Source organism: Spartinivicinus poritis (assembly GCF_028858535.1).
In the GTDB taxonomy this organism is placed as follows: domain Bacteria; phylum Pseudomonadota; class Gammaproteobacteria; order Pseudomonadales; family Zooshikellaceae; genus Spartinivicinus; species Spartinivicinus poritis.
On record NZ_JAPMOU010000009.1, the window covers coordinates 107,808 to 126,205 of the forward strand.

An 18,398-nucleotide genomic window follows, 5' to 3' on the forward strand; every position below is an offset into this window, starting at 1 on the left:
CCACTACTTCATTTTTTAACTGCTATATTTTTTACATCAAGTGGATGACTCAACGGGACTGAATAGTTAGTTAAAGATGCATCATGTAACTCACTTCTTGCTAAAAATATATTTAGAACTCATATCAATTCAATACTAAATAGTTTTTCGACATTTAACCCTTAAAACAACAAAATACCTTCACATTTTTGATTTGAACTCTAAATAAATATCTGCTATCTTTTTTTGGATTACTTATCAATCAAAAGGTTAATTATGTGCGGCATTTGTGGAGAGTTTCGCTTCGACCAAACATCACCATCCATTAAAACACTGCAACAAATGAATGCCCGACAAACGTCACGAGGGCCTGATCACTCTGGGTTATTTATCCAAGACAATATAGGGCTTGGGCATACTCGATTAAAAATTATGGATTTAAGTGCTGCATCGGCCCAACCTATGCATGACTACCAACTGGGTTTAACCTTGGTATTTAATGGCGCAATTTATAATTACCCAGAAATTCGCCAGCAACTTGAGCAATTGGGATATCAGTTTTATTCTTCAGGTGACACAGAAGTCGTATTAAAAGCATTCCATGCCTGGGGCCCAGACTGTCTACAACGATTTAATGGCATGTTTGCTTTTGTTATTTGGCTTCGAGATCAAAATAAATTATTTATGGCCCGTGATCGTCTGGGGATTAAACCACTTTATTACTCACTCCAACCCAATGCTTGCTTATTCGCCTCGACATTACCCGCTTTATTAACAGTGCCCACTATCAGCAAACAGTTAAATCCAAAAGCTTTGCATTTTTATATGCACTTTCATTCCGTCGTGCCAGCACCTGATACTGTATTTAGCCATATTCATAAGCTAGAACCAGGTCATTATCAATGGCTTGATGGTGATGGCCAGCTAACCAAGCATCAATATTGGCAATTAAATTATGCATCTACTTCAAAACCCATTAATACCGATACCTTGGCAGAGTGGCAAAGTCAATTAACAGAGCAATTATTAACGGCAGTAAAGCGCAGAAATGTCGCTGCTGTTGATGTTGGCGTACTATTATCCGGTGGTGTAGACTCCAGCTTATTAGTAGGACTGCTAACTGAAGTAAAATCCACACCGATTCAAACATTTTCTATTGGCTTTGATACTGTTGATGATGAAGCAGGCGATGAATTTAAATACTCTGATCTAATTGCCGAACAATTTGCAACGGACCATCATAAGCTGTTTGTCTCCCCTACCCAGCTCATGGACAATTTACCAAGTGCCATCGCAGCAATGGCTGAACCGATGATGAGCCATGACTGTATTGCCTTTTATTTATTAGCGGCTGAAGTTAGTAAACATTGCAAAGCTGTGCAAAGTGGTCAAGGGGCTGATGAAGTATTCGGTGGCTATCATTGGTACCCACCCTTATTAACCTCGAATACGCCTGTCCAAACCTATAAGCAACATTTTTTTGATCGCAATTACTCAGAATATCAACAAATTTTTCAAACTGACTGGCTAACTCAAGACTATGCCAGCGAGTTCGTTGCTGGGCACTTTTCACAACCAGGTGCCAATGACCCGATTAATAAGGCGTTACGTCTTGACACAACCGTAATGCTGATTGAAGACCCAGTAAAACGCGTGGACAACATGACAATGGCCCATGGTTTAGAGGCAAGAGTACCTTTTCTCGATCATGAGCTGGTTGAGTTTAGTGCAACCTTGCCCGCAGCAGTCAAAGTCAAGGCTAACGATGGTAAGTGGATACTAAAATCCGTCGCCAGACAGTTTGTCACTGATAAAGTTATTGATCGCCCTAAGGGCTATTTTCCCGTTCCTGCTCTAAAGTATTTACAAGGGCCAACGTTAGATTGGGTTGCTGCTGCATTGACCAGCCACACAGCCAAGCAGCGTAAACTGTATAACCAAGCGTATATTGATACCTTGCTAAGCAACCCTAAAAACCATTTATCACCATTAAATGGCTCTAAACTGTGGCAAATGGGCCTGCTTGAACTCTGGCTTCAAACCCAAGGAATTTAGTCATGCAACTTGATCAGCCAGTCTCTAATGAACGACTCTTAAGAAAACAGTTACCTTCATTTAATAATCTGAAAGCCGTCGCTAACCATCACGAAGATAAGCAGTTGCCAGAGAATATTATCATTCCCTGTGGCTGGGGACGTTTATTAATCGGCAATACATTTCAAGACCCCCAACAACTGGCAAACACCTTAGCCGAAGAATCAGAAGGCCAACGGGACATCGCCCTTTATGTATCAAACCCCCATGTAGTATTGAGCTACTCCCCTCAGCATCTATTTCTAGACCCTTCAGATACACTGCGCATTTGGATGGATAACTATCGGGCCGCTAAAAAGCCTTTTTCTCACTTACAAATTCGTAGAGCCTGCTCTATTGAAGATGCAACCGCTATCAACGCCCTCTACCAACAACGTAAAATGGTCCCAGTTGATCCTCAACAGGTTGAGTTTTATAAAAATTCTCGAAAAGTTATTTTTTTTGTAGCAGAACATGTTGCCAACAAAGAAATTATCGGTACTGTTATTGCCGTTAATCACCGAGAGTCTTATGGCGACCCAACTCATGGCAGCAGTTTATGGTCATTGGCTGTATCCCCTAATACCCAAGTCGCGGGTGTTGGTGAGGCATTAGTTCGGCACATTATTGAATATTGTGCCGCTCGGGGTTGTCACTATCTAGACTTATCTGTCTTACATAGCAATAAGATGGCCAAAGAGCTATATAAAAAAATTGGTTTCAAACCCATTAATACCTTTGCGATCAAAAATAAAAATGCCATTAATGAAAAGTTATTTTTAGGCGATAACCAACCTGAAAAATTAAATCCTTACGCAAAAATCATTACTGATGAAGCCATGCGAAGAGGCATTGATGTCACAGTGCAAGACTATGCTGAGAATTTATTTACATTATCCCTAGGAGGACGAAAAATCCGCTGTCACGAATCGTTATCTGATGTAACACCTGCGGTCTCCATGCACCTGTGCCAACAAAAGGCGCTCACCCATAAAGTCTTGAAAAATGCTGGTTTAAATACTCCAGAATATTGTACTTATCAATCAGAATTACAAGCCAATGCTTTTTTAGCCAAGCACCAAGCCATCGTAGTAAAACCAGCCAATAGCGAACAAGGCAGAGGGATTACCGTTAACATACAAAATCATACGACACTAATGAGCGCTATCGAACGTGCCCAACATGAGTCTGCCGATATTTTATTAGAGAAGTTTTATCTGGGTTTGGATTTACGTGTCGTGGTTATTGGTTATCAAGTGGTGGCTGCCGCTATTCGAAAGCCGGCAGAAATTATTGGTGATGGCATACACTCCATCAAACGGTTAGTTACCTACCAAAGCCGCCGACGTCAAGCAGCAACAGGCGGTGAAAGTCGTATACCTATTGATAGCGAAACTGAGCGCTGTGTTACTGAACAAGGTTACTCATGGAGCACTATACTGCCAAAGGGTAAACAGTTATTTGTTTGCAAAACAGCAAATTTACATACAGGTGGCACCTTGCAAGATGTGACAACCAGCCTATCAGACACATTACGCACGGTTTCTGAACAAGCAGCACAAGCCTTAGCTATCCCAGTGGTAGGCTTAGACCTCATCGTCCCAAGCCCCAGTGCTAATGAGTACGTCATCATTGAAGCAAATGAACGCCCTGGTTTGGAAAATCACGCTCCTCAACCCACGGCAGAAAAATTTATTGACTTATTATTTCCACTAAGTAACAAAAAAATAAAATGAAAAATATTCCTTTTACGATTGATCAAGATTATTTACTTAACCAACTGCAGTCTTTATTGACTATCCCTTGCCCAACAGGTTTTACAGATCAAGCCGTGTGTTATGTATGCCATGAACTTGATCAGCTGAAAATAGATTACTCCCTCACTCGACGGGGAACGATCATTGGTAACCTGGTGGGCAAACAGCAATCACCTGATCGCGCAGTAGTTACCCACCTGGATACCATTGGCGCAATGGTAAGAGAGATTAAAGCCAATGGGCGCTTGGCCATCACCCCCGTTGGCCATTGGTCGAGCCGCTTTGCCGAGGGGGGGCGTGTCAGTATTTTTACCGATTTAGGAGAGCTACGGGGTACTGTGCTACCTATTTTTGCTGCTGGCCATGTATTTAATCAGGAAATTGATACCCAGCCTGTTACCTGGGATCATGTTGAAGTGCGAGTCGATTTAGAAATCCATTCTCAGGAAGATGCTCTGAATCATGGTATAGGCGTTGGCGATTTTGTTGCATTCGATCCCAACTCAGAAGTGCTTGAAAATGGTTATTTAGTATCTCGCCACCTCGACAACAAAGCCGGCACCGCCAGTTTATTAGCAGCGATTAAAGCCGTAAAAGACTACAACATTCCAGTGACTATTGATTGCCACCCTATTTTTACCTTATCCGAAGAAACTGGAATGGGATTGGGACACGCCTTAGATTGCCATGTAACAGAATGTGTGGGTATTGACATTGGCCCTATTGCTGAGGGGCAAAATGCCATCGAACGAGGCGTTACCATTGCAATGAAAGACTCCAGCGGCCCTTACGACTATTACTTAACCCATCATTTAATCGACTTGTGTCGTACTAATAGTATTCCCCATAGCCGGGACGTTTTTCGTTATTATTACAGTGATGCGGTATCTGCAATCAATGCCGGACATGATGTACGCCATGGGCTAATTACTTTTGGCACCGATGCCACTCATGGTTATGAAAGAACTCACCTTGAAGCATTAATTCATTGTGCAAGGCTCATCGTCCATTATATCCAGAGCCCACCTGCCATTAAATCAGACGCAAAAGCCAAACCTACCACAGAAGAGTTTACCGACCAGGCGGCTAGCTACCCAACTAATTCACACACTCAGAACTCCAGTGATTAATGGTCCATGCGTAAAATAAATAGGCTACTCTACTTTGCGCATGAATCACACTGGATGTATGCATCACCAGTCGTTCGTGGAGTAGCTCATGGGTAAAATAAGGTAAAAACTTTATTATCCATGATCACCCACTTCACCGTGTAACTTCATTATCTGTAGCTTAACAGCCTGTTATTCAGGCAAGTCTTTTTTGCTCGCGGAAGTGATAGCTCCCACCTCTAACAACGGAGCTGCATCCAAATCCTGAGCATCCATCATACTGGCTATACGCTGCATTGATGAAAGCAATAAAGACTGCTCCCATTCTTTGAGCCCACAAAACTTTTTAATAAAATGGTCCTGCAAAGGCTGAGGGGCAGACTGTAATGCCGCTTGCCCCTGTTCTGTCAGGTAAAGTCCCACCCGTCGTTTATCCTGTTGACTACGCTGTCTCACTAGCAAGCTACGCGCTTCCAACCGATCCGTAATATTGGTGATTGTTGCTGGACTTAAATTAATATTTTTAGCGACTGCGCTAATGGTAATGCCTTCTTGGCGCCCTACTTCCTGTAAAATCAACAACTGGGGGCCAGTCAAACCTAAATTTTTGTTCAACTGTTTAGAGTGCAAGTCAATTGCCCGGATAACTTTCCGCAAGGCAACTAACAGTTCTTCATATTTTTCCATGCTCAAATATACCACAATAAATTCTACCAGCTAATGCTGATACTAGCCCCATTGTACAACACATTTTCTTTAGTAAAGAACCACTAAACTCAAGTATTTATTTAAAGGCACCGCTAATAATGGTTTATGGTCTCTGCACAGGTCGTGAACAAGACAGCTTGCGAAGTGTAAAGCCGGTTGTCTTTCCAAGCAAGCTAATACAGTGCAAGCGCTCATCAGGCAGCGCCTTTACCTAATGTAGCAGGCTTGTTTATGCCTCTATTTTATCAAGTTCCCTCGTCAAATACTCTTTATCCAGCCAAGGAGCTTAGTCCACTCCTGTTCCTAGTATAACGAAGTCAAAATATTACACATCTAAACAATAGAGTTCAAACAAATCAGTACTACAGCAACTGCAATACACCAACCAGATCACAATAAAAACCATGAAATATCACCAACTATCGTTCAATATAACGGATTTTAAAGGAAATTATGGGCATACTCATCAATTTTGTGTTGTAATATTAGCTAAAGCTATTCAGGAGGCATAACCAATTTTTAGTTTGAACACTAACAATATTAAGTTAGTATATGACAACAATAATAATTCCAGTCTGAATATTTCAGCAGGCATAAAAGATTCTGGGCACTCTGATTAAAGCCCTTTTATCTCAAATGAAAAGAAATAAATTAGGTTTACGTTAATGAAAAAGTTACTGTTTTTTTTATGTTTAACAATGACGCTGGCGAACACAGTACAAGCAAAAGAGTGCGAAATTGATAAAAAGATCCGTTTCGCTGGAATGAACTGGTTATCCAACCAAATTACAGTAGAAATTGAGCGTTTTATTTTAGAAAAGGGTTATGGTTGTAAAACAACAGTTGAAACTGGTGATACCTTACCCATGCTGGCAGCCATCAGCCGCGGCGATGTAGATATTATGTCAGAAGTCTGGATCAACAGTGTCTCAGAAGCCTGGAATAAAGCCGTTAAAGAGGGCCAAGTGAAAAGCCTCGGCGATGTCTATACCGGCGGAATTGAAGGCTGGTTTATTCCCAAGTACTTAGCGAAAAAATACCCTGATTTAAAATCTGTCAGCGATTTACCCAAGTACAAACATTTATTTAAAGATCGCGAAGCACCTGGTAAAGGCCGCTTTTATTCCTGCCCCATTGGCTGGGCCTGTGAAGTGATTAACCAAAACTTGATAAAAGCCTTTCAATTAGAGGACCAATATAACGTCTTTTCTCCAGGAACAGGAGCTGCATTAAAAGCAGCAATCACCTCACACTACAAACGTCGTAAGCCTATTTTATTTTACTATTGGGCACCCACTGCGGTATTAGGCAAATTTGATATGGTGAAACTCACAATGCCTCCCTACGACAAAACTGGCCACATTTGCAACACTAACCCCGAATGTACTAAACCTTATCCTGGCAATTACCCTATCGCGGCAATTAAAACTGGGATCCACACCGACTTCGCTAAAGCAGCACCACAACTGGTAGACTTTATTAGCAAAGTGAAAATCCCCACCCAGGAGGTCAACAAATTACTAGCCTGGGCAGATGAAGAAGGTGCAGAGTCTACCGAAGTAGCCCATTATTTCTTAAAAAATTATGAGTCTTTATGGACCCAATGGGTACCAGGTGACGTTGCTAAGCAAGTTAAAGCTGCACTGTGAGGTAACCCGATGTTTCCTGAGTTGATTCCTGCACGCAAACTGCGCAAAACAATTGATAATGCCGTTGAAAACCTGGTAGCAGAGTATGGGGATATTCTTGAACAAGCTACCCAACCCTTTATTGATCTACTGATATGGCTTGAACAAGGGTTACGGCAGTCACCCTGGTGGTTAGTACTGTTAGTGGTCGCAGGATTAACCTGGCTAGGTAGTCGCCGCTGGCAATTGACCCTGGCGATGCCCGCTTTACTGGCTTTTATCGGTGCCATTGGGCTTTGGGATCAAGGCATGCAAACCTTGGCCTTAATGATTGTGGCCACTGGGTTATCCATTCTGATTGGTATTCCTACCGGCATCTTAATGTCACGATCAACTTGGCTGCGGAAAATCATCTTACCTATCCTGGATATTATGCAAACCATGCCCAGCTTTGTTTACTTGATTCCCGTGGTAATGTTATTTGGCTTAGGAAAAATCCCTGCCATTATTGCCACAGTTATTTATGCTGTGCCGCCGTTAATTCGGTTGACGGATCTTGGCATTCGCCTAGTTGATAAAGAAGTTCTGGAAGCCTCCCAAGCCTTTGGCGCTAACACCAGACAACAGTTGCTGGGTATTCAATTACCCCTGGCGTTACCCAATATTATGGCTGGCATCAACCAAACCACAATGATGGCATTAGCGATGGTAGTTATTGCTTCCATGATTGGCGCCAAAGGGTTAGGCCAGGAAGTATTAATGGGCATCAATCGCCTGGAAGTAGGCCGAGGTTTATTAGCAGGCTTGGCTATCGTCGCTCTAGCCATTTTATTTGATCGTATTACTCAGTCCTTTGGCCAACGCCGACAGCAACAGGAGTAGTTTGCATGAAAATTGAAGTTCGCAATATTTATAAGCTGTTTGGCCCTCGCCCAAAAAAATGGCTAGAAGACGCAAAAGCGGGTTTAAGCAAACCAGCACTATTGGAAAAAAGCGGCCACACCATTGGGCTACGCAATATTAATTTGAATATTGAAGCCGGTCAGATATATGTCATTATGGGTCTATCTGGCTCTGGAAAATCCACGTTGATTCGCCACTTTAATCGACTGATTGAGCCCACTGCAGGACAAATTATTGTTGATGGTATCGACGTGATGGCCATGTCTAAACGTGAGTTAGAAGACTTCCGTCGCCATAAAGTGAGTATGGTTTTTCAGCGGTTCGGTTTATTACCCCATAAAACCATTATCGACAATGTTGCATATGGACTCGCTATTCAAGGCATTAGCAAACAAGCTCGTGAAGAAAAAGCCCTTTATTGGCTTGATCAAGTAGGCTTAACTGGGTTTGAAAATCAATATCCCGATCAATTATCTGGCGGTATGCAACAACGGGTTGGTCTGGCCCGCGCACTAGCGACCGATCCAGATATTTTATTAATGGATGAAGCCTTTAGCGCTCTCGACCCATTAATTCGCCGAGAAATGCAAGATCAGTTGATGGAATTACAGGAAAAGCTCAATAAAACCATTATTTTTATTACCCATGACTTGGACGAAGCCTTGCGCTTGGGCAATCGAATTGCCATTCTACGAGATGGTGAATTGATTCAGGAAGGCACCCCGGAAGATATTTTGCTTAACCCAGAAAATGACTATGTGCAGGCCTTTCTCCAAGACGTCAATAGAGGCAAAGTACTTACCGCAGGCCACGCCACCAAACAGCCTGGCATTACCTTAACTACCCGTACAACTCCGCAAAAAGCGCTGGAAAAACTTAAGCAACAGGGGCTTGATTATGCCTGTGTGTTAGAGGGAAAAGCCTTAAAAGGCATTGTGACCCATTTGGATATCACCAAAGCTAATCAGGCGCAAGCAAAAGAAATTGGTCGTTATGTGCAGGAGGCTATCACTATTCCAGATGATGCCGAGTTACAGGAAGTGTTACCCCAGCTGCTTACCTCCAAACTACCGGTTGCGGTCACCAATAAGCAGGGGGAATTTAAAGGCTGGTTGTCGAAAACCAAAGTGATCGATTTAGTGGCTTAACAAGCCATTAAATCCTTTACAAGACACTTGAAAAAAACACTTAGTTGCTATAGAAAAAAATTGAAGGTAAATTTTAAGCAAAAAAAAGCTCTGGCAGATTAGGAGGGATGCCAGAGCGTGAAAGTGTACCAATTAGGAGTCAAGCGAGTAACTTAACTGTGGTCTAGTTTAGCAGCTGGTCATAATAGCAACATTCGTAGATATACCGGCGTGAATGTGGAAATTACTTACTAACTAGCTAAGCGCTAATATTTCCACAGTTTGATGAAATATTCAGACTAATAAACAACCGCTAACTTACCCATCATTTTTCCACTTTCACTTTTTTGATGGGCAATTTTTAAAGTCTCAGCATCTAGCCCAGTAAGCGTTTCAGTTAACGTTGATCGGATGGTACCTTGATCAGCCAGCGATTTAATTTGCTCCAATATATGGTGTTGTTGAATCATATCCTCTGTTTTATACAATGAACGGGTAAACATAACCTCCCAATGAAACGCTACTGACTTAAACTGTAACTGGCTAAGATCCACAGGCTGACTGCTTTCAACAATACCCACTATTGCCCCTTGTGGCTTGATTAACTCAACCATTGCATCCCAGTGCCCATAAGTATCAGCGGTATTGAAGATATAATCGACATGCTCGATACCCAATGCCCTAACACTTTCCACTAAGTTATGATGATTCGCTACCTGGTCAGCACCTAACTCGGTGACCCATTGACTGGTTTCGGGGCGTGATGCCGTAGCAATCACATTAAATTTGCCAACCTGTTTAGCCAGCTGAATCGCTATGGAACCAACCCCCCCTGCTCCACCAATGATAAGTATCGTTTTTCCAGCACCGTCCCCAGGCTTAATTGCCAGTCGATCAAATAGGGCTTCCCAAGCAGTCAATGCGGTTAAAGGCAATACCGCCGCCTCGGCGGCAGATAACTGACTGGGTTTATGGCCGACTATTCTCTCATCCACTAACTGATATTCAGCATTACTACCTGAACGAGAAATATCGCCGGCATAAAACACGGTATCCCCTTCTTTAAATAAGGTCACTTGATCACCCACTGATACAACTGTTCCCACTGCATCAAAACCCAAAATCCGTGGTTTCTCGAGCTGATCCTGGCTAGCAGCTTTTTTTCGTACCTTAGTATCAACAGGATTAATTGACACCGCTTCTACCTTAACGAGCAAATCCCTTGCTTCAGGTTTCGGTTGCTCTGTCGTAAACGTAAATAGACTATGCTCATCTGTAATCGGTAATGATTCTGTAAAACCTATTGCTTTCATCCACTTATCCTCATCTGTATGACTTTACTTGGGTCATTTCCATAATGGAAAAATGTGCTACTGCCCCTTCAGTTGCTTGTAAGTAACGCTGAATATGGTCACTGTTCATGTGCTGCTGCCATAAGTTTCGGCTAGCCCAGCTCTCATAAAATAAAAACTGCTCTGGTCGCTCGTTGTCCTGATGTAACTCATACTGGAGACATCCTGCTTCACCAGTTGTAGGCTCGATTAACTTTTCCAACTCGGCCTTTATTAATGCTTGCTTATCTGGCTTAGCTTGAATAATGGCAACAATGGTCAATGGGGTACTCATCAGTCACTCATCTTTTCAGTTATTAAAGATTTGCAGTTACTAAAGAAAGAATGCATTCATTGTAGGTTAGAGGAATTGTTCTTATAAGATAGATTTTTTGTATACTTTGTTCATATATACGAACAATAGTGAGCAGTTCATGTTAGGTTTTGATGAAATGGCTATCTTTGCCTCAGTAGTAGAAATGGGTAGCTTTACTGCTGCAGGTCAGAAGCTCAATATACCCAAGTCAACAGTCAGTCAAAAAGTAGCACAGCTAGAGGCCACTGTCGGGGTCAGGTTACTCAATCGGTCTACCCGTAAAGTACACTTAACTGGTGCTGGCGAAGTCTTTTTTAACTATTGTCAGCAAATGGTACAACAAGCCAACCAGGGGCGACGTGCGATTACCAGCCTGCAAGAGCATCCTACAGGCAACTTACGCATCACTTGTCCAGAAGTATCATCGCACTCCCTTATGCCCCTATTATTTAATACCTTTCGCAAGCGCTACTCACAAATTACCCTTGAGCTTTTTATCACTGATGAATATGTTGACTTAATAGACCAAGGGTTCGATTTTGCTTTTCGAGCCGGAAAGCTAAGTGACTCAAACTTAATTAGCCGTCATTTAGGTAATATCAGTCGTGTATTAGTTGCCTCTCCAGATTACCTAAATCAATATGGTCGTCCCGAGTCCCCTGAATTATTAGTGAGTCATCGCTGTTTAAAACACCAATCATTACCTATATGGCAATTACAGAAAGGCAATGAGAAAAGAGCTCACAAACCAGCATCAGAATGGATGAGCAACAGCATCTCATTTCTATTTAACTCAGCAATATTAGGGGATGGTATTGCCTTACTACCCTCTTATATTTGTATTGATGAAATTAATAACAACCAGCTCGAAGTGGTTTTACCTGACTGGGAAATTCCTGATAACCATTATTATTTGCTTTATCCTAGTCGTACTCATTTGCCAAAAGCACAACGTACCTTTATTGATTTTATTATGGAATATAATCTAGAAAAATATATCAACATTACATTCCAGCCTATTTAATACTCGCGAATTTGAATACAAGAAAAATAGAGCAAAACTAAAACGAACGTTCAGACCATTCTCAAACATATTAATAAAAGCTATCGAATGATTAAACTTAAAGGCTTTATAAGTAACGACTGACTACAGTCTCAACTCTTACTATGACTCAATTTCTGTATGTGCCTGACAGACATCTGTCACTCAGTTTATGCCAACTAAATCACATTAACGCCTCTAATACTGCGTTGACAAACAGCCAGTGATAATTAGTTCACGTTACAAAAACTTACAGTCCGTACAATCTCAGCCACTTCACAAATATAAATAAAACAACATAAATCGGCACATTTAAGCCCTACTCAAAGCAACACGACCGTTAAGAGAAGTAAGTTAGCTCGCTGAGGACTATCAGCAGCTTGAAGTTTTTATTGTTTAACGAGGACCTAAACGGTTATGAAGAAGTCTTCTTTTATTTCAGCCATTAACCTATCTACAGTATTTGCACTGAATTTAGTTGCACTGGAAGTAGCAGCCAGTAATACCCAATATCAACAGCTTAAAGTTGGTCACTCTGGCCAGTGCTTAACAGTAAAGCAACTACCTGTAGCAAATGGCAGTGCTGTTGCGCTAGCCAAGTGTGAAAACTTAACATCACAATTATGGCACCAAGACTCCCTTGGCCGGGTTCGTCCTCAAGTAGCAGCAAACTTTTGTCTGGAAGCTGGTCGCTACCCTCAAAATGGCAGTGAAGCTTTTGTATGGCAGTGTCACCAAGGCACTCATCAAAAATGGTCAGCTGTAAGCGGGGTTTACCAAAATAAGGCAAACCCTCGTATGGTCCTTGACGCATCAGGCACTGAGCAAGGCAAGGTAATCACCTATACTTACCACGGCGGCTCTAATCAACGCTGGCAATCAATAGCTTCTACAACTGAACCAACAGGCACTACGGGCGGCAATCAGACAACTGAGCAGTCAACCCAAGTCTCAATCTATAAACACTGCGGATTCAATGGCTATCAAGTTAACCTAGCACCTGGGCGTTATACGCTTAGCCAGTTGCGCAGGCTAGGTATGCGAAATGATGACATTTCATCAATTAAAGTGCCTAAAGGCATGTCAGCAGAATTATATGAACATGATAATTTTAAAGGCCGTAGCTGGAACTTTACTGGCAAAAACCGTTGTTTCGTTGCTAATGGCCTGAATGATATTGTTTCATCCCTTATTATTACAACGGATCAAACGAATAAACCTACTGTACCAGCCATTGATACCACCGCTCTAAAAAATAAAGTTAAACAAGCTAAAGACGTCATTAGCCAAACTAAAACCGGCGTTGCAAATGGTCAGTTTTATCCAAGTGACGTAGCTACTTTAACAAGCATATTAAATTCAGCAGAAAGCCTATTAAATAAAACCAAGCTAACTCAAGTCATCGTTGATGAAGCAGTCAATAATTTAAATGAGTCTTTACAACTCCTATCAACACAACAAATTTCTCACCTGAGTGATTTAGCTAAACTTTATAAAAATATTGATAAAATTGAATATGCCGGATCTGGGATCAGCCAATTAAGCGCTTATAATTTTAATGGCTTTTTAGTTCATGCAAAAGAACCTGAACAAGGGAAAGGAACCATCGCTGCCGGCCGCTATGGTGAGGGTCGCATGATGGTATTTGGCCGTGAACTGCATAGTTATCTGAGCAGCTTAAAAAATTCGTCAACGAATTCTAATATGACTCAATTCGTACGAAACTCACTACATTGGTTAACAGAGCGCAATCAAAATAACTATGCTAAGGTTGTTGTTTCCAGCAACGAGAAATTAAATGTATTAGTTCAATGGTGGTATGGTGATTTTGATGATAGTTATCAAATAAACTCCCATCGAATTGATAATATTATCAATAATAAAGCACTATTTAATCCAGCTGAATATCCAATTGCCATTGTTAACCCAAGAATTGAAGACCCTAAAGAAGCAGAAATTCTTGCAAACTATGTTAAGCAAGGTGGTAGCCTAATTATGGGCCACCAAGTATGGAACTGGGATATCAACTTTAAAGCCGCTGAAGGTCAAGACCTAATTGCAAAAGCCGGAATTATATGGAAAGGCACTTGGCATTGGACAGACTCCATCAGCAGCAAACCAGATTTTCAACAACTGCTTGAAGCAAACTTAAGCAACCGCTTTAAATGGTTCAAAGCGATTGAAGAAGGTAAAGAGCCACTACCTTATAGCAAGCAACAATCAAAAGAAGCAGAAACTTTTGATAAAACCGTTATTGGTGCAGCTAGCGCACTAGCTAACTTGCCAAACAGTGCAATGAATAACCTTGGTCTATCGGAAGACAGCCAAACTAAAGCGATTAAATATAAGCTCTATAACATAAACAGTAAGCCATATACAAAAATAATGGCCTACCTTGATTCAGCTACAAAAAGCTTAAAACCAAATCAAAAACCTGCTAATGGTTATGAGCAACTAGGTACTGTTCAAGCTGATGCAGCTAAAGTGACTGAAACCATTAATTTTGACTTTAATCAGCAACACAGTAGCTGGGTAAAAACCAGTGTAACCAACCCTTATTGGTTAAGTACTGGGTTATATGCCAAAGCCGGCGATAATATTGTTATCACAGTAAACTCACCCTCTGATAACCATATCAAAGCGGGTCAACCAAGCCAGATTGAAGTTCGTGTCAATGGTCATACAGATAATATTGCGACGACTAAAAACAAAGATAGTTGGCCACGTCCGCCACAGGTCAGTTTCACTCAAAAATTGAATGTCGGTAAAAATGTTATCAATAACCCTTATGGTGGACTAATTTATTTCACTACTGGATCTAAACACTATCGCAATGCTCAAGCGCAGTTAACAGTTCAAGGTGCAGTTAAAGCCCCTTACTTTAAATTAGGGGAACATAGCAATAGCGACTGGAACAGTACACTTAAACATTATCCAGCGCCTTGGGGTGAAATCCATAGTGGCAACATGATTGTGCTATTACCTAAAGACCAGCTACAAGAGATTTCAGATGTAGAAACGTATGCGAAAACTTGGCAACAAATTACCAATAACACCTATAAATTAATGGGTTTAACAACAGACGGTGCTATTCCACACCGTACTCCAAGTTTACCTAACCGCTATCATGTTGATTTAACTATCAGTGCTGGCTGGATGCATTCGGGTTACCCCATCATGGCTTACCTGCCTGCTAAATTACAAAAGTTAGATAACGTAAAAAGCTGGGGACCTTATCACGAGGTTGGTCATAACTACCAACAAAGTGACTGGATGCTACCAGGTACAGTTGAAGTTACTAATAATTTATTTTCTCTCTACCAGCAAGAGCAATTTGGTCAAACTAACCGAATTGCACAGACCTATAAAAAAGTAGCGGGTCTATTAGAGGAAGGCCAAGGTTGGGATGACATTACGGGACCGTTTGAGCGTTTAGTATTTTACCATCAATTGACACTTGCTTATGGATGGGATTTTTACACTCAGCTATATACCAAAACCCGTGAATATTATCATCAACGCGGTTATGCCAAAGCAAAAAACCAGTCTGCAGCTGATTACCTATTAGTGACAGGCTCAGCCATAGCGAAAGAAGACTTGCGTAGTTTCTTTGAGAAATGGAAAATTGAAGTTTCTGAAAATGCTAAACAACAAGTAGCGCATATGGAACTACCCAAACCGAAAAAACCTTTATGGCAATACGGCATTTAATTAAAAATGTTCCACACATAAAGTCAAAGCCCTGTATTTGCAGGGCTTTTTTTATACTTGCGAAGGGTATAGTCAAATCTAAAATAATTCGTGAGGTATATACTGAAAAGCCTGCTAATTAGCAGGCAATAATAAATGTAGTAGATTAGAAAGTACGCTAGACATACATACCAGAGCCTGTTGATCCATATTTGAAAGGTTGCCATTCAAGCGAATGGTAACAGACTCTGTTAAGCGTAAAGCTTATCGCGTAATTACTTACTTTTTCTTCTTTTTAAGTAAGCCAGCGCCCGCTAAGCCTAAGCCCATTAGCAGAATTGAAGCAGGAGCTGGAACAGGTACAGGAGGCTTAGGTGGTTGAACATAGGTCACTTTAGAGTGAAGGTCTACGCCAGGTAAACTTCTTGTCCAGTTATGAATGGTATTATTATTACCAAATAAATAAAGCGCATTTAGGCCAGCTCTACCATATCGATGTATTCCAACAGTATGGCTATGGCCATTATCGTAAGTAATTCGACCAGTTGAAGCGATCAACCAATCAACATTATTGGTATGCTTATGAATCCTAACATTGTGGTATTGAATCGTATAACCCAAGTTGTTGTGACGCCCACTAATAGTCGCAGTATTACCACCATCCCACTTAAAGGTTTGAGCACCTTGGCGGTTAGCATTAATGTTATAATCACCGCTTAAAATAGCCGCTAAACCGCTTTGTGATGCAAGTAACGCAGTTGCAGCAGCAGCGATTGTTAATGCTTTTTTACTTTTTTGAAAAATAGTTTTGCTCATTATATGACCTTCCATATATAGGTTTTATTGCACTTCCTAATCATGGATGCCTTTACAGCAAGACCGATGCCAACAATTATAACTCATTATTTTATATAGACTTTTTTATAAAATAATAATGATAAAACACGTTCATATCCGTTGACCAATACGGCTTTTAAATAGCTGTAAAATTTAGAGTAACCCAACGTTTTTTAAACATTGATTAAACTTATATAATGATAACTAAGTGTTCAAGTCGCACTCAATAGCGTGTAATTTTGTATAAACCATCACATAAAAACTGTAAATTTTTTTAATATATTACTTGTGATATAAAATAAGGGGAGATCCGATAACGATTAACCCCATATTTTCAGTGTTATCTCTCTCACAAAAAGAGCAAGTGTGACCTAATTTACTCTTTTTGTGTTGTTTATTTGGCTATTTAATATGTTTATTGAAAGTTAAGTAGGGATATAAGTCTTCATCATACCCTTCATTTTGTTCATCAAGGGTTTCTATTTCTATAGGGTTAACACCAGTCCAACGCCTCAACAGCTGATCAGCACGTCTGCGGTCTTGTGAGTTTAAGGTCGTAATATTAGCCCCATGATTACCCTTAGCTACCATAAATTTATGGGTGCTTCGATAGGTTGAATTGGGTAAGAAAAATGCGGCGGCTGTCCAGGGATCAATTTCACCATAAATCAACATAACATTGCGGCTGTTAAAAGCCACCCACTGAGCAACATCCCACATGGCATGCCAATCAAAAGGCTCTGGCCACTCAGACACATAAACCCGATAATCATTAGGATCAAACAACAGTAAGTCTTTTAAATGACGGGTCAATAATTTAGGATAACCAAATTGGGAAATAGCCTGATAAAAATAGGGTTCAAATGTCTTAATACCAGCATCAGTCATAAATGACAGAGGCCCCCACTCTTTCATAAACTCAAATAAAGCTTCATCAGTGGCCTGACCATCTGGAATTTCATGACAACTGTCTAGGGAACCATATTGATAAAACTGAAAATATAATTCTGCCACAGTGTAATCTAACACCTGATCTAAACCACCAGGCACACTAAACTGCCAGTTCTGCTCTTTGGCGTAATCACTAATTAATGCTTTCATCGACTCACGACGTTCTAATAAATGTCGCTGATAGCGTTTTAGCGCTTGCCGACAACTCCGCTCTCCCACTTGATTTTGAAAGGTCACATAACGATGATCCAGTCGCCCAAAGCTGAGTGGAGCAACATTTGCTACTGTGCCATCCACATCATTAGGGTAAAAACGACGGTGATACAATGCAGTCATCCCTCCTTTACTACTACCTCGGGATACCCACTTTCCCTGATAAAAGGGGCGAATGGCCGCCACAATGCGATGATGGTCAGCAGCAGCCTGCCTGATCGTCAAATATTGCCAGTCCAACGGTTCTGGCCTCGACTCAGCAAAGTAACGATGTTCAACTTTTAACTGATTAGCACCCAGTATTCTGGTTAAATTATAGCGATAAGTACTTACTGACGTATAATAGCCATTAGTAGCCAGTACAGTGGGGGCTTCAGCATCTCGATGCAACAGTACCATTCGCTGGTTAAAAGTCCCCAGTCCAGGCCTCAAGTGATTGACTGGTTGCTCATAATTAAGTAAAAAATAGCGGTAACCTTCGGGTGGATCATCCAACTCTTCAACCACCATCCCTGGTATAGCCTGTAAATAAGCAAAGATATCTTGATCATTGGCTTGGGTGGTATTTAGAATACAACAGAAAAGCACTGCAATTAACGTACGTATTTTGTGGTCCATCCTAGACATTATTAGTCCTTAAATTTCAAATATCATTATTTTTATTAGACTGTAACTGAGTACTTACCAAGTCCCTGCTATTAACTTAGTATTTCACAACAATACTTTAAACATTT

The 18,398-nt window shown here is 41.0% G+C and carries 13 protein-coding genes; 8 read left to right on the top strand and 5 right to left on the bottom strand.

From position 1 onward, the window contains the following. Positions 1-255 precede the first annotated feature (255 nt). Genes ORQ98_RS09520 through ORQ98_RS09530 form a run of 3 tightly spaced genes read left to right on the top strand, consistent with a single transcriptional unit; the run spans position 256 to position 4,939 of the window. Positions 256-2,034 (top strand): N-acetylglutaminylglutamine amidotransferase, encoded by a 1,779-nt coding sequence (locus ORQ98_RS09520; RefSeq protein WP_274688570.1) that lies wholly within the window; start codon positions 256-258, stop codon positions 2,032-2,034. A gap of 2 nt (positions 2,035-2,036) precedes the next feature. Continuing rightward, positions 2,037-3,788 carry an N-acetylglutaminylglutamine synthetase gene (gene ngg, locus ORQ98_RS09525; protein WP_274688571.1) on the top strand — a complete coding sequence of 584 codons (1,752 nt, stop codon included), beginning with the start codon at positions 2,037-2,039 and terminating at the stop codon, positions 3,786-3,788. Then, entirely contained in the window at positions 3,785-4,939 is a 1,155-nt protein-coding gene (locus tag ORQ98_RS09530; RefSeq protein WP_274688572.1) for an osmoprotectant NAGGN system M42 family peptidase, read from the top strand. The genes ngg and ORQ98_RS09530 overlap by 4 nt, the downstream gene beginning before the upstream one ends. Before the next feature lie 171 nt (positions 4,940-5,110). Here the strand turns inward: ORQ98_RS09530 and ORQ98_RS09535 are convergent, their stop codons facing one another. Continuing rightward, on the bottom strand, positions 5,111-5,605 hold the full coding sequence (locus ORQ98_RS09535) for a MarR family winged helix-turn-helix transcriptional regulator (RefSeq protein WP_274688573.1): 495 nt from the start codon (positions 5,603-5,605) through the stop codon (positions 5,111-5,113). Between the two features lie 686 nt (positions 5,606-6,291). On the opposite strand from ORQ98_RS09535, the gene ORQ98_RS09540 reads away from it, so the two are divergent. Genes ORQ98_RS09540 through ORQ98_RS09550 form a run of 3 tightly spaced genes read left to right on the top strand, consistent with a single transcriptional unit; the run spans position 6,292 to position 9,305 of the window. Further along, entirely contained in the window at positions 6,292-7,275 is a 984-nt protein-coding gene (locus ORQ98_RS09540) for an ABC transporter substrate-binding protein (RefSeq protein ID WP_274688574.1), read from the top strand. A gap of 9 nt (positions 7,276-7,284) precedes the next feature. Beyond that, a complete protein-coding gene (locus ORQ98_RS09545; protein WP_274688575.1) occupies positions 7,285-8,136 on the top strand; it encodes an ABC transporter permease in 852 nt (283 codons plus the stop codon). A gap of 5 nt (positions 8,137-8,141) precedes the next feature. After that, complete coding sequence (locus ORQ98_RS09550) at positions 8,142-9,305, top strand: quaternary amine ABC transporter ATP-binding protein (RefSeq protein ID WP_274688576.1); 1,164 nt, start codon at positions 8,142-8,144, stop codon at positions 9,303-9,305. 278 nt (positions 9,306-9,583) lie between these two features. On the opposite strand, the gene ORQ98_RS09555 is transcribed toward ORQ98_RS09550, so the two are convergent. Together ORQ98_RS09555 and ORQ98_RS09560 are read right to left on the bottom strand one after the other, a co-directional pair. Next, entirely contained in the window at positions 9,584-10,597 is a 1,014-nt protein-coding gene (locus tag ORQ98_RS09555; protein WP_274688577.1) for a zinc-binding alcohol dehydrogenase family protein, read from the bottom strand. Between the two features lie 10 nt (positions 10,598-10,607). Beyond that, complete coding sequence (locus ORQ98_RS09560) at positions 10,608-10,910, bottom strand: putative quinol monooxygenase (protein WP_274688578.1); 303 nt, start codon at positions 10,908-10,910, stop codon at positions 10,608-10,610. A gap of 157 nt (positions 10,911-11,067) precedes the next feature. Here ORQ98_RS09560 and ORQ98_RS09565 point away from each other — a divergent pair, with 157 nt between their 5' ends. Both ORQ98_RS09565 and ORQ98_RS09570 read left to right on the top strand, forming a co-directional pair. Further along, positions 11,068-11,955 (top strand): LysR family transcriptional regulator, encoded by an 888-nt coding sequence (locus tag ORQ98_RS09565; protein ID WP_274688579.1) that lies wholly within the window; start codon positions 11,068-11,070, stop codon positions 11,953-11,955. A 435-nt stretch (positions 11,956-12,390) separates the two neighbouring features. Continuing rightward, positions 12,391-15,684: a M60 family metallopeptidase gene (locus ORQ98_RS09570; protein WP_274688580.1), complete on the top strand. Its 3,294-nt coding sequence runs from the start codon at positions 12,391-12,393 to the stop codon at positions 15,682-15,684. 258 nt (positions 15,685-15,942) lie between these two features. Here the strand turns inward: ORQ98_RS09570 and ORQ98_RS09575 are convergent, their stop codons facing one another. Together ORQ98_RS09575 and ORQ98_RS09580 are read right to left on the bottom strand one after the other, a co-directional pair. Then, the gene (locus ORQ98_RS09575) at positions 15,943-16,479 is read right to left on the bottom strand and encodes a PEP-CTERM sorting domain-containing protein (protein WP_274688581.1); all 537 of its coding nucleotides are present in this window, start codon (positions 16,477-16,479) and stop codon (positions 15,943-15,945) included. A gap of 423 nt (positions 16,480-16,902) precedes the next feature. After that, complete coding sequence (locus ORQ98_RS09580; protein ID WP_274688582.1) at positions 16,903-18,291, bottom strand: S28 family serine protease; 1,389 nt, start codon at positions 18,289-18,291, stop codon at positions 16,903-16,905. Between the last annotated feature and the right edge of the window lie 107 nt (positions 18,292-18,398).